At 71.0% G+C, this 13,690-nt stretch carries 6 protein-coding genes and 1 pseudogene; 4 read left to right on the forward strand and 3 right to left on the reverse strand.

The window, feature by feature from the left end; translation table 11 throughout:
- On the reverse strand, positions 1-878 hold an 878-nt coding region (locus tag JWP64_RS12475), incomplete at its 3' end, for a hypothetical protein (RefSeq protein WP_297496047.1).
- Positions 879-1,321: 443 nt separating this feature from the next.
- Here JWP64_RS12475 and JWP64_RS12480 point away from each other — a divergent pair.
- From JWP64_RS12480 to JWP64_RS12490, 3 genes are all read left to right on the forward strand, one after another.
- Positions 1,322-4,255, forward strand: a complete 2,934-nt coding sequence (locus JWP64_RS12480) for an arabinosyltransferase domain-containing protein (RefSeq protein ID WP_297496057.1) — start codon at positions 1,322-1,324, stop codon at positions 4,253-4,255.
- A gap of 68 nt (positions 4,256-4,323) precedes the next feature.
- On the forward strand, positions 4,324-5,517 hold the full coding sequence (gene glf / locus JWP64_RS12485; RefSeq protein WP_297496049.1) for a UDP-galactopyranose mutase: 1,194 nt from the start codon (positions 4,324-4,326) through the stop codon (positions 5,515-5,517).
- 134 nt (positions 5,518-5,651) lie between these two features.
- Entirely contained in the window at positions 5,652-7,640 is a 1,989-nt protein-coding gene (locus tag JWP64_RS12490; protein WP_297496051.1) for a glycosyltransferase, read from the forward strand.
- A 36-nt stretch (positions 7,641-7,676) separates the two neighbouring features.
- Here JWP64_RS12490 and JWP64_RS12495 read toward each other — a convergent pair whose 3' ends face one another.
- Together JWP64_RS12495 and JWP64_RS12500 are read right to left on the reverse strand one after the other, a co-directional pair.
- Positions 7,677-10,709 carry an arabinosyltransferase domain-containing protein gene (locus JWP64_RS12495; RefSeq protein WP_297496053.1) on the reverse strand — a complete coding sequence of 1,011 codons (3,033 nt, stop codon included), beginning with the start codon at positions 10,707-10,709 and terminating at the stop codon, positions 7,677-7,679.
- Between the two features lie 51 nt (positions 10,710-10,760).
- A complete protein-coding gene (locus tag JWP64_RS12500) occupies positions 10,761-12,689 on the reverse strand; it encodes a glycosyltransferase (protein ID WP_297496055.1) in 1,929 nt (642 codons plus the stop codon).
- 354 nt (positions 12,690-13,043) lie between these two features.
- Between JWP64_RS12500 and JWP64_RS12505 the strand changes: the two are divergent.
- Positions 13,044-13,690 (forward strand): annotated as a pseudogene (locus tag JWP64_RS12505) (hypothetical protein); the annotation flags it as partial.

Genomic DNA, 13,690 nt, shown 5'->3' on the forward strand with positions numbered 1-13,690 from the left:
GCGGCGAGCGTGAGGAGACCAGCAGTGATCTTGCCGATGACCCGTCGCAGCGCGCGGCGGTCGCCGTCGTGCAGCAGCCCCGTGAGTAGGGGAAGCAGTGCCGTCTGGAGAGGGACGACGAGGAAGAGCGGTACGCGTGTCAGCGTGTAGGCAGCGACGAACTGGCCCGCGCGTGTTGCGTCAGCGTCCGTCTGGGCCAGGGCGGGCACGAGTACCGGCGGTCCGTTCAGCAGTGCCTGGGCACACAGGGAACCGAGGAGTAGCGGCACCACGGCCGAGCCGATGTCACGAGCGGTCAGGTTCGTGCTTCCCGGAGCGGGAAGGGAGCCGATCCTGTTGCGACGCGGCAATAGGGCGAGCAGTTGCGGGACATGCGCCAGCAGCAAGGCCGCCGCCAGGGTCCAGGCGAACTCGGGGCTGTTGGGCTCGGCCACGACGAGCGCGACCAACGTTGCGAAGGCGACACGCAGCGCAGCGTCCACGACCATGATGAGTGCGTGGCGGCCCATCCGATCCATTCCGATCAGGGCGCCGCGGACGATGAACTGGGCTCCCGAGGCGAGGCAGATCACCCCGAATGCCACCACCGTGACGGAATGGCCGCCGAAGGTTCGCATGAGGACGGGCCAGCTGATCGCAAGCACGGCGATCTGTGCGACCACCATCGTCGCGGCAGTCGCCAGCACCGCCCGAACGACGCCGAGTGGCCGGCCCGGCGTCTGGAGGAGGCGGGCCGTTTCCTGCTCGATCGGCAGGAAGAACCCGAAGCCCGCCACGAGGGTCAAGGACCAGAACGCTCCGAAGTAGCCGTACTCGGCAGGACTCAGGTTGCGCGCAATGATCGCGAGATAGGCATTGAGGAGTAGGCCGGACGCCACGATCCCGAGACCTACGAGGCCGAGTGAGCGGGCGCGCGAACCGGGGCCGAACGCCAGGACGTCACCCCCCCGTGGAGCTCGATTGCCGACGACGCGTCTCGTTGCCGGGTTTACGGGATTATGCCCGCCTGAACCGCTCCGCCACGGTCGGGGGCTCCGGTGTGGGTTCCGTGTTCGATCGATCGTGCCGGTGGGTCTCCGACGCGCCGAACGACGCTTGTGGGAACGTAGTCGCGCTCATCCGCCCAGCACGAGAATCGGGAACCGTGACCTCAACGACCCCCACCTCGGACATCGTCTCGTCACCAGCGTCGTCGCCCGCACGACCCGGCGGTACGGCCCGAAACCGGGGATGGTCTGCGGCCGTTCTCGTCGCCGCGTTGATTGCGCTCGTGTGCGCGGCGCTCCTTCCACTAGCACCGGTTCAGGTGAACGAGCCGACGGTGAGCTGGCCTTCGGACCCGACGGCCCCGGTATCGACGTTGCTCCCCCTCACCGCATACCGACCCCTGGGAATGAACGTCGCCTTCAGCTGTGATGCCGCGCGCGCCGCATCCCGGACCGCGGACGGAGTGGTGCTCTCCACGACCGAGCCAACCGGCCCGGATGCCGGCAACATCGGGCTTCTGGTGACTGCCCGAGGGGGAACGCTCCAGATCACGGCGCTCGCTCGGACGCTTGTCGAGTCGCCGATCCCCGAGGGGGGATGCTCCTACCGGGTCGTCGGTGATGCAGCCGGTATGACGGTCCAGCTGAACGGGATCGTAGTGGCATCGCTTCCCACCGAGGCGCTCCCGAACGTCGACATGCTGACGACCTCGGTGACGACCTTGCCCGCATCGGGCACGCCGGGCCTGTCCGTGTCACTGCGCGTCGACGACCAGTTCGCGAGCAGCCCGACGGCCCTGAAGCGCGTTCTGATCGCCGTTCTCGCATTGTCGCTGGCCGTCGTCGGGTTGCTGCTCGCTCTGCGCGATCGGAGGCATGGTGCGGAACGTCCACGTGCATGGCCGGGTGTGCGCGCGTCCATCTCGGTGGACGTCGTCGTCGTCGCGGTCATGAGCTCGTGGATGTTCCTCGCGCCGAGCACCGACGACGACGGCTACTACGCGGCGATGGCGCGGAACATTCGTGCCTCGGGCTTCGTGGGCAACTACTACCAGCTCTACGACCAGAACTTCACTCCGTTTACCTGGTTCTACTACGTCCTCGGCTGGTGGCAGCAGCTCGCGGGGGACGCGCCCGTCGTCCAGAGAGTCCTGTCCCTCGTCTTCGGGCTCCTGACGTGGCTGTGTGTCCGCCGGTTCAGCCGGCACGCGCTCCAGTCGTGGACGGATCGCTATCCACGCACCCGCTGGATCGGGCCCGTCGTGTTGGCGGCGGCGTTCCTCGCATGGTGGTTGCCGCAGGGAATCGGTGTCCGACCGGAGAGCATCGTCGCCCTTTGCGGCGCGATGACACTGCTTGCCGTGTCGGAGGCCGCACGACGGGACAGCCTCCTGCTGGGGTGGACCGCGTTCGTCACGGCCGGCCTCGGTTTCGCTGCTCACCCCACGGGGTTCACCGCCCTGGCGCCTCTCATCGCGGGCGGCCCCCAGCTGTGGAGGCTGATCCGCGACGGTCACCGGCCGCGGCTCGTGTTCGTTCGCGCAGCGGGGGTCGTGAGCGGGTTTGCGATCGCGTCGCTCGTCGCCTTCGCCGACGGCTCGCTCCGGGACTTCATCCGGGGGCAGGAGACCTTCCTCGGGATCCAGAACCAGGAGGGCTGGACGACAGAGTTCGTCCGCTACTCCTTCCTGCTGTCGGACATCGCCATGGGCTCCTACGCGAAGCGCATCGCCGTCCTCGTGACGATCGTGGCGCTCGTCTGGTTCATCGCCCTGGTCGCCGCGACGAGGGCGCGTGAGGTCGAGGTCCCCGTTGCGCTCAAGCTCGCCGGCTGGTCGTCGATCCTGACCTTCCTGCTGCTGTGGTTCACGCCGTCGAAGTGGACGCACCATTTCGGCGCGATCTCGGGAGTGTGCGGGGTCTTCCTCGGGCTCATGCTCGTGATGGCGGTCCCCCTCGTGCGCGAGCTGTATGCCCCGCGGCGGGTGCCCTTTGTCATTCCCCTGGTGGCCGCGGCGTCGGCTGTCGTCGCCCTTGCCCTCGCAGGTTCAGGGCCGAACATCTGGCCGTACACGTGGCTGATCGGGGTGCGGCGTCCGATCGAGCCGCCGGCGGTGAACGTCGTCGACTTCGGCGAACCGCTCTGGTGGGTGGCTGCGCTGATCGTGGTGGTCGCGGCGATCGCCCTGCTCGGCCGTGGACAGGCGGTTCGGGACCGGGGACACGTACTGCTGAGGGCTGTACCCGTGCTGGTCGTCGCAGGATTGCTGATCAATGTCGGTTACTTGTTCGGGACGTTCGCCCAGGCAGCCGTACGCACTACCGATACCTGGTCGTTCTGGGGTGCCAACCTCTCCGATCCAGGAGCGAGCCGCTGCAACGCCGCCCAGGCGGTCTCGGTCCTGGACCCGTTCACGGCGCAAGCGTTGACGCCGGCCGTTGACACCCCACAGCCCCCGGCCCCCCGCAACTTCGTGTCCGGTGCAGGCTTCCCGGTGGGTGAGCCCCCAGTTCCGGGGCTCGGAACCGGCGCGGCGCAGCAGGTGTGGGGCAGCTTCATCTCCACCGGGTCGAGTCCCGAGCGCACGACGGGCGAGGTCACCTCCGGTTGGTATGACCTGCCGCGGACATCGGAAGAGCAGCGGGTAGTCACCCTCGCGGCCGGAACACTGAGTGACGGGAACACGCTCACCGCGGTGTTCGGTCGACGGGCGGGGGGAGGCGTCGTGCCCGTCTCGTCGGCCCCCCTCTCCGACGATGCGCGGGACCCGGCATGGCGGACTCTCACACTGCCCGACGCTCCGGCCACGGCGGACACGGTGCGTCTCGAGGCCGTTGACGCCACCGGTGGTATCCACGGCTGGCTTGCGTTCACGGCGCCCAGCCTCGCGTCGAGTACACCTCTGCTCGATGTGCTCCCGAGCAACGGACCTGTCGGCATCGGATGGCAGATCGCGTTCCAGTTCCCGTGCCTTCGCCAACCAGTGGTCCGTGACGGGATCACCGAGCCGGTGTCGGCTGCCGTCCTGTGGGGCGACGGCGCACTGAATGGTCTGGCCGACGCCACCTGGCAGCCCAGCCGAGGCGGGCTGTTTGCGCAGGTTCCGAGGAGTGGATCGGTCCTCCAGCTCGCGGCCACGCTGCGTGGGGCCGCCCCCGATGAGCCCTACCTCCAGGTGTTCGTCTTCAACACGAAACTCCGTACCGGTGGCTACGAGGTCACCAGAGGCGGGCGGACGGTGCCCGGGTGGTCGACGGCCACCTCGTGAGCGCACGCGGCGTCCGGCCGGGTGGGCCGTGACGGACTGCGTGGGCTATATCGCTACCCTCGATCCCCGTGGACTACGCAGGGTTCGATCTGGTCGTCGTCGGCTCCGGGTTCTTCGGGCTGACCGTCGCCGAACGCGCGGCAGCCGAGCTGGACAAGAAGGTCCTCGTCCTGGAGCGGCGCTCGCACATCGGCGGCAACGCCTACTCCGAAGCCGAGCCCGAGACCGGCATCGAGATCCACCGCTACGGCGCGCACCTCTTCCACACCTCGAACGAGCGGGTCTGGAAGTACGTGAACCGGTTCACCGACTTCACCGGGTACCAGCACCGGGTGTTCGCCCGGGTCGGCGAGCAGGTCTACGCGTTCCCGATGAACCTGGCGCTGATCAACCAGTTCTTCGGGAAGTCGCACACCCCGGACGAGGCCCGCGCCCTGATCGCGGAGCAGGCCGGCGAGGTCGAGACCAGCGAGGCGTCGAACCTCGAGGAGAAGGCGATCTCGCTGATCGGCCGCCCGCTCTACGAAGCGTTCGTCAAGGGCTACACCGCGAAGCAGTGGCAGACGGACCCGACGAAGCTCGGGGCGTCCATCATCAGCCGGCTCCCGGTGCGCTACACCTTCGACAACCGCTACTTCAACGACACCTACGAGGGCCTGCCGGTCGACGGCTACACCGCGTGGCTGGAGAAGATGGCGGACCACCCGAACATCACGGTCCAGCTCGACGTCGACTACTTCGACGTCCGGGACCAGCTCCCCGCCGGCGTCCCGACCGTCTACACCGGGCCGCTGGACCGGTACTTCGACTTCGCCGAGGGCGAGCTCTCGTGGCGCACCCTGGACTTCGAGACCGAGGTCCGCCACGACACCGGTGACTTCCAGGGCACCCCGGTCATGAACTACAACGACCAGGACGTCCCGTTCACCCGGATCCACGAGTTCCGCCACTTCCACCCGGAGCGGGACTACCCGAAGGACAAGACGGTGATCGTCCGCGAGTACTCGCGCTTCGCCGAGTCCGGCGACGAGCCGTACTACCCGGTCGGCACGCCCGAGGACCGGGCGAAGCTGGAGCGCTACCGGGAGCTGGCGCGCAAGGAGACCGCGAGCCGCAACATCCTCTTCGGCGGCCGCCTGGGCACCTACAAGTACCTGGACATGCACATGGCGATCGGGTCGGCGCTGACGATGTTCGACAACCGGATCACGCCGTTCTTCACCGACGGCAAGGCGCTGTCGGGCACCGAGGCCGAGGACTGATCCGTGACGGCCTCGCGTCGCCCGCCTCCCGGACCGGTCTGTCCTCGCCGATACCCTGCTCAGGCCGTAGGAGATGTCACCCGGGCGCGCCGTGCCGCGCCCCGCACCCGTCGAGGACCGAGGCCCAGCTGAAGATGACCACCGCCCCCACCGCCGAGAAGCGCCGCACATCGGACGAGGCCGCGCAGGCGGACACGCTCCTGCAGCGCGTCATCCTGCCCCGGCCCTCCGACCCGACCGCCGTGCGCGCGCTCTACGTCGACGAACGCTCGGGGGTGAAGCTGGAGCCGACCACGCCGGTGCCGGGCGAGAAGTCCACGCCGATGACCCTGACGGTGTCCGGGACGTCCGGCCGCCGGCTGCGGGTCACGTCCCGTACCTCCGCGGTGGTGCCGGAACAGAGCGAGGTCAGCTTCGGGGCGTACTTCAACGGCCTCGCCGCCGGCTACTGGCGGGCGTGGTCGACGCTCGACGAGGTCCGGCTGCGGCTGCGGCTCGAGGGCGCCGGCCGGGTGGACGTCTACCGCTCCAAGGCGGACGGCTCGCAGATCTACGTGCGGGGCGAGGTCGTCGACCGGCCCGGCGTGCACGATCTGGAGTTCGCGCTGGACCTGCACCCCTTCGAGGACGGCGGCTGGTACTGGTTCGACCTGACGACGGACGCCGGCGAGCTCGTCCTGCACGAGGGCGGCTGGTACGCCCCCACCGCGGCGCCCGGCCGCGCCGCCGTCGCCGTCGGGATGCCCACGTTCAACCGCCCCGCGGACTGTGTCGCGACGCTCGCCGCGATCGGTGAGGATCCGGCGGTGCTCGCCGCCGTCACCGCGGTGATCCTGCCGGACCAGGGCACGAAGAAGGTCCGGGACCAGGCGGGGTACGAGCAGGCCGCGGCCGTCCTCGGGGACAAGCTGCGGATCATCGACCAGCCCAACCTCGGCGGCTCCGGCGGCTACGCCCGGGTGATGTACGAGGCGCTCGGGTCGACGGACTGCGAGCAGATCCTCTACATGGACGACGACATCCTGCTCGAGCCGGACTCGATCCTGCGGGCCGTCGCCTTCTCCCGGTTCGCCCGCGAGCCGATGCTGGTCGGCGGGCAGATGCTGTCGCTGCAGGCCCGTTCGCAGCTCTCGACCATGGGCGAGGTCGTCGACCGCAACCAGTTCCTGTGGCGGGTCGCGCCGGACACCCACCCGCACCACGACCTGGCCGAGCAGACCCTGCGCCAGACGCCGTGGCTGCACCGCCGCGTGGACGTGGACTACAACGCCTGGTGGATGTGCCTGATCCCGCGGGCCGTCGCCGAGGACCTGGGCCTGCCGCTGCCGCTGTTCATCAAGTGGGACGACGCCGAGTACGGCCTTCGCGCCCGCGGCCGCGGCTACCGCACGGCCACCGTCCCCGGGATCGCGATCTGGCACATGTCCTTCATCGAGAAGGACGACTCGAGCGACTGGCAGGCCTACTTCCACTACCGGAACAGGTTCGTCGCCGCCGCGATGCACGGCCCGGACGACCCGAAGGCCATGCTGCTCGAGACGTTCAAGCGCACGCTGCGGCACCTGATGTTGATGGAGTACTCGGCCGTCGCGCTACAGATCAAGGCGCTCAAGGACTTCCTGGCCGGGCCGGAGGCGCTGTTCCCGAAGCTGCCCGTCGTGCTCGGGGAGATCCGGGCCGAGCGCGCGGAGTACGACGACGGCCGGCCGCTCAACTCGGCCACCGACGTCCCGCTCGCCGATCTCGACGCGCTGGGCGCCCAGCTCTTCCCGGAGCCGCCCGTCGGCCGGCTGAAGGCCGGCGCGGGCCTCGTGCGCGGTGTCCTCCGGAACCTGAAGGCCGTCGATCCCGCGCACCACGACCGTCCGCAGCGGAACGTGCCGTGGAAGAACGCGCAGTGGTTCGTCCTCGCCGGCCTGGACTCGGCCACCGTCTCCACGCCGGACGGACGGGGCGTCACGTTCCGCCGCCGGGATCCCGAGATGTTCCGCCGCATGGTGAAGGAGTCCCTTGCGCTGCACCGCGAGGTGGCGCGCGAGTGGCCGACGCTGCGGGAGCGCTACCGGGCCGCGGCACCCACGTTGACCAGCCGCGAGGGCTGGAAGCACCTCTTCGAGGACTAGCGCCCGTCCGGAGTGGCGGGACCGGCGTCCCGCCACTCAGGAGGGTTGCGCCCCGGGCGCGTCCAGACCGGGAACCCGCGCGTGCCCGTCGGCTGCCGTCCCCGAGCGGGTCTCCTCGGTGATCGTCGGGGTCGCCAGGGTCATCGGAGCCACCGGGGTCCAGCGGTAGACCTGCGCGGCGTCCCGGGTCGGATCGCCGTCGAGGTAGGTCGCCATCCGGCGTTCGGTCACCAGCAGGCGGGGGCCGACGAACGGCCCGCCGAACCCGGCGTCGTAGGTGATCCCGGCCGAACCGTCGGCCTGCGGGGGGCCGACCCGCCACTGCGGCAGCCCGGCCGTGCCGGGCGGGAACGGCGCCGGGTCGAGGCACGGGAAGAAGAACGCCACCGGCCAGTCCAGGATCGCGTCCGTGCCGGGCGGCAGGAGCGCCTCCATCGCGGTCAGCCGCGGGACGCGTGGCAACGACGCGACCGCGCCACCGGGCTCCCCGGCGTCGGCACGCCCACTGCTGGCCAGCCGGACGAGCTCGGCCCCACCGGGGGCCATCAGCCGGGCGTCGCGGGGCGTGGTCCCGGACGCCGGGACGGCTCGCGCGTCGACGACGTTCCCGTCCGGCCCGCCGAACTCCGCGCGAAGGCCGTCCCCGGGACGCAGAGCACCGTCGACGGTCACCACCACGGGCAGGGATCCGTCGCGTTGTGCGGGATCGAGCCGATACCAGGCCGTGCGGCCGTCGCCGGACACCTCGATTCCAGGCAGCTCGGTCCCCCCGACGTCGACCGGCCGAAGCGGCGGTGAGGCGGGTGAGGGAGCCGCCTCGGGCAGCAGGCCCGCCGCCGGATCCGTCTCGACCGACAGCCGCTCCTGCAGCGCACAGGATTCGTCCTCGAATGCCGTCCCGACGGCGTCCGAGGCGAGCGTGTAGTCGTCCCGGTGGGAGACGCTCGTGCGCGCGAACGTCGCCACGGGTAGTGCCACGACGACGGCGACGAGCAGCGCACCGACCATCGCCGGCGACGGCTGCCAGCGGGGCTCGTCCGGCGCCCGCCCCGCCGAGGCCCGCCACGCCAGCCGGGCGAGCAGGACCACGAGCAGCACGACCCCCGCACCGAGCCAGAGCGTCGTCACGGGGATCCCGGCCGCCAGGGGTGGAACATCGCTCCAGGTCAGGCCCCACCAGTTCGAGGCGTACGGCCAGATGTTGTACCCCGCCAGCACCAGCGAGCCGACCACAGTGAGCGCACCGAGCCCGATCAGCGCCGGCGACCCCGAGCGGGTGCGCGCCCTCAGCACCGCTCGGGAGCCCCCCACGAGCCCGAGCAGCAGCACGGCGGCGCCGACGCCGGCGAGATCACCGAAATGCTGCGTCCACTTCGTCGGGGTCGCGGTCATGGCGGCCAGGCCCAGCAGGAACGTCACCGCGATCCGCCGGGCCGGGCCCGTCGCGATCCCGGGGACCCGGCGGGCCGTCGTCCACAGCACGGCTACCGCCGCGAGGATGCCGAGGAGCACCGGGAGCCGCTTGGCGAGCGACCCCTGCATGTCACCGGGGTCGAGCAGGAGAGAGTACCGCGTGTACTCCTCGTACCAGGGCTGGCCGCCGCCGATGAGGGTTCGGACGCGCGTCGCCTCGAGCATCGAGGCCAGGCTCTGGTCCGACAGCATCAGGAACACCGCCGAGGCGGGGGCCGCGAGCACGACCACGACGAGAGCGATCCGCCCGATCTCGGGCGCACGGGCCCGCAGCGTGCGCAGCACCGGAACGGCAGCGGCCAGGAACGGCGCGAAGGCCATCAGGCCGCCCGGCGTGACGGCGGTCGTCACCGCAGCGATCAGAAGGCCCACCACCAGCGGGAAGAGCCGCCGCGTGGCCACCGTCCGCTCCACGGCGACGACCGTGAGCAGCAGGCCCAGGCTCACCCACGGCTCCGGGCGCAGGCCGACGGTGAACGGCAGGAACCACGCCAGTGCCGCGAGGGCGGCCAGCCACCGGACGCGTCGCCCGGCACCGAGCGCGCCGCTGCGCGGAAGCAACCGCGGGACGACGAGACGGGACAGGACACCCCAACAGAGCAGGGCCAGCAGCACCGACGGCAGCCGCATCCATGCCGTCGAGGGGGAGATGCGCGACCAGGCGAAGTACAGGTCGTAGAACCAGCTGAACGGCGCCTCCGGTGCGTTCAGCCAGCGGTAGACGTTGCCGACGAAGCCCGCGCCGGCCCGGTTCCGCACGATGCCGGAGATGTAGCCGTCATCGACCGTGACGGGCCCGACGATCCACCAGAGCGCCATGACCCCGCCGACCACCAGGTCCGGGCCGCCCGGCCGCCACCAGGCCCGGGGGAGCAGCCGGGTAGGGGCGCGCCGCTCCCGGCGGGCCAGCAGGACCAGCATGGCGAGCAGGGCGACGACGCCGACCACTGCGATCGCCGTCTTGACCGGGGTGATCGTCGTCTGGAAGCGAGTGTCGGCGGTGAGCCGCACTCCCAGCCCGTCGGCGCTGGGGGCGTCGGTGAACACACCCGTGACGGCGGGACGCACGTCTCCCGCGCGTTCGGCGACCGTGACGCCGTCGACGAGGACCGCCGTCCGCGTGGGATCGGAGGTGATCGTGACCGCGCAGTCTCCGGCGGGCAGGAGTACCGGCGCGAGATCGACGGCACCCGTCGTGATCCGGAGCGCGCCGTCCCGGACGGTCGCGCGCAGCCCGTTCAGCGGCTCGGCGGCGGGGTCCGGGTTCCGCGGCACGGTGCTCAGGGCGGTTCGCTCCACCGGCCCGGCGAGCCCGCGGAGCGCCGCACAACTCAAGGACGCCTCGAGCCGCACCGGTTGGTACGGCATCAACGGGATCGCCAGCGCCGCCGACGAGGTACTCCCCGCGGGCGGCCACGCGTAGTCGACGCGAGGCTGCTGCACGGGCGCGAACGGGAACGCGATGGCCGCGACCAACGCAACCAGGCCCAGCACGACGAGCAGTCGGTTGCCGCGCGGCTCTGCGGTCGCGGACGGCGGCCGGGAACTGGTTGTGTCCCAGGTCACCGGGGGTGCGGGGCGCGCGGGGGAGACCACGAGGACAGGCTGCCAGTGGACCTGGCAGCGGGTCTCATGCGGGGTCCCGCCTCAGGGCTTCTCGACCCCGTAGAGGCGCGCCCAGTTCTCCCGGCTCGTCAGCGCCGGTTCCGCGTCCTTCCATTGCCGGGCCACGGCGGGCGACTCCGCGTGGAAGCGACGCAGAGTGCGGATGCCCCGCTTGGTCAGCTCGGTGAGCTTGGCCTTGTCCCGCTGCCTGATGCGCACACCGGTCTCGGCCATGTCGGTCACGACGGCCTTCTCGAACAGCGCGACGTGCCACCAGTGCGCCTCGCCGGCCGGCACCATGCCCGTCCGGTGGACGAACTTGTCCCGTGCGTGGAAGACGGCGCGTTTGGCCCATGTCACGAGCTCGTTGGACGGCTCGCCCGGGTCGAGATGCACGCGGAGCTCGCGGAAGTCGACGTCGAGATCGGTGATCGGCACCGCCTTGGTCTCCGGATAGGCCGACCGGATGCGCCGGATCTCCGCGGCGGCACCCGCCGACCCGTCCTCCAGGATCCGCGGGCCCTCCATGAAGTCCTCGACGGCCTGCAGCAGCGTCGCGGCCAGCCCGTACTGCATGCCCACGAGGTACTGGCCGAGGAGCTGCGCGATCGTGCGGGAGAGGGTGCGCTCGTCGAACCCGGTCCGCAGGGCGGCGGAGATCAGGCCGTTGCGCTGGTTGAAGTACCGGTGCCACTCGTCCCAGTCCTTCCACCCGAAGTCCGCGTGCCAGACGCCGGCACCGGGCAGGGCGACCGTCGGGAAGCCGTGCTCGCGGGCGCGGTAGCCGAACTCGATGTCGTCCCACTGGAAGAACAGGGGAAGCGGGTAGCCGATCGCGCGCACGATCGACGCCGGGATCAGGCAGGTCCACCAGCCGTTGTACTCGGTGTCCACCCGGCGGTCCTGCACGAGCGGCAGCTGGCGCTCGTCACGGCCCAGGAGGTAGGACTCCTTCACCGCCCCCTCGACCGGGAGGCCGACCTTCAATCGGCTCATGTCCGCGTACTCGGCGCTGATGTGCAGATGTCCCGGGTGCAGCAGGTTGAGCATCTGCCCGCCGACGATCGTCGGCGTGGTGGCGTAGGCGGCGAACGCGGTGAGCCGCACCATGATCTCGGGCTCGAGCAGCACGTCGTCGTCCATCAGCAGGACGTCCTGGTCGTCCTCGGGCGCGCCGGAGGTGGCTTCGAACAATCCGCGGGTGAAGCCACCGGCGCCGCCGAGGTTGGGCTGGCGCAGGTAGTCCAGCCGGTCGCCGAAGTCCTTGCGGATGGTGGCGAAGCGCTCCCGGGACTCCAGCGGGTCGCTGCCCTGGTCGACGACGCGCACGATGCCGACGACCTCGAGGGCCTCCGGGTCGTCGAGCATCGCCTGCAGGGTGTTGAGGCACTCCTCGACGCGGTTGTAGGTGCAGATGACGACGGACGTGGTGCGAACCGGGCGCGGCAGCTCTGCCGCGTCGGCGGTCCAGCGGACGTCGGAGACGGTGAGCTCTCCGGTCTCGGTGGTCAGGTCGAGCCAGAGCCCGCCGCCGTCGAGGAAGCGGTCGATGCTCGCGGTGAGCCGGACCGTCCGGGCCTCGGGCTCGGCCACGTCCACCGCCGCGACGACGCGCTCGACCTTGTTGGTGTCCGACGCCAGCAGCCGGACCCGCCCGCGCCCGGCTGCCGTGAACTCGACGACGACGTCGCCGACCCGGGTCCAACGCTGCCAGTACGTGGCGTGCAGCCGGCCGAAGTAGGTGTTCGTGCTGACGTACGAGCCGGGCGTCAGCCGGACGCGGTCGCGCTCGCGTTCCGCGACACCGGCCCTGACCTCGGCGTAGAGGGCCTCGGGCACCAGCGGCGACGGACCGGCGAACGGCCCGCGCTGCACCACCACCCGGCTCGCGCGCTCCGGCTCGTCGTCGCGTCGACCGTGTGGTGCAGCCACGGTCGAGGCCGGATCAGTGATGCCGGGAGTGCGAAGCATGTGAGCGGGATCCTCCGGTCGGATCTCATCGGGACGTGGATACGCCACGCCATTGTGGGTCAGCACGTCGTGGCGCCGGGCACGGGTGGGGTGCGGGCGTCCACGCGCAGACTGCCGGCAACGGTATCCCGTCGCTCGTACAGGTGGATGCGGCCCCGTGACCAGCGTCGACCCGGATTGACGCCGCCTGACGGCGGCGCCATAGGATCACGCCTCCCCGAGCCGTTGGAGGGCACGATCAGTACGGCTGTCTCATCCGGTGCGGTGCCCGAGGCGGGAGCTCCCGGGCCTTCCGCCGCCTCCTCCTCCCGGCCGGCTCCTCGCCTGGCGGCGGTCCGGGCCTGGAACGTCGGCGTGTGCGCCGCACTTCTCGTGGTCTTCGCGGCACTGATCTGGAACCGCCGCTGGGTGAGCGACGACGGGTTGATCGTCCTGCGCACCGTCCGCAACCTGCTCGCGGGTGACGGCCCGGTGTTCAACGCGGGCGAGCGCGTCGAGTCCAACACCTCGACGCTCTGGACCTACCTGTTGGCGGTGCCCGGCCTGATCCCCGGGATCTCCCTGAATTGGGCGTCGGTGGTGGCGGGGTTGCTGTTCTCCGTCGCGGGGCTCGGCTTCGCGTTCGACGGGGCGCGTCGCCTGTTCGGCGCCGCCGGCCCCCGTGCCGTCGTACCCCTGGGTGCGCTGGTCGTCGTCGCACTTCCACCCTTCTGGGACTTCGGGACGTCGGGGCTGGAGACGGGGCTCATCGTCGGCTGGCTCGGCCTGACCTGGTGGCTGCTCGTGCGCCGGCTGGAAGCTTGGCGGCGGGGCGACGGAGCCGGGCGCGATTGGCCGCCGGCCTTCGTCCTCGGCCTCGCCCCGCTCGTCCGGCCGGACCTGGCGCTCTTCGGCGTAATGGCGGCGCTCGCTCTGGTCGTGCTCGAGTACCGCCGGGGATGGCGGCGGATCGTCGGGCTCGCGGTCGTCGCGGCTGCGTTGCCGGCTGCCTACGAGGTCTT

This window comes from Pseudonocardia sp. (genome assembly GCF_025465255.1).
GTDB lineage: Bacteria > Actinomycetota > Actinomycetes > Mycobacteriales > Pseudonocardiaceae > Pseudonocardia.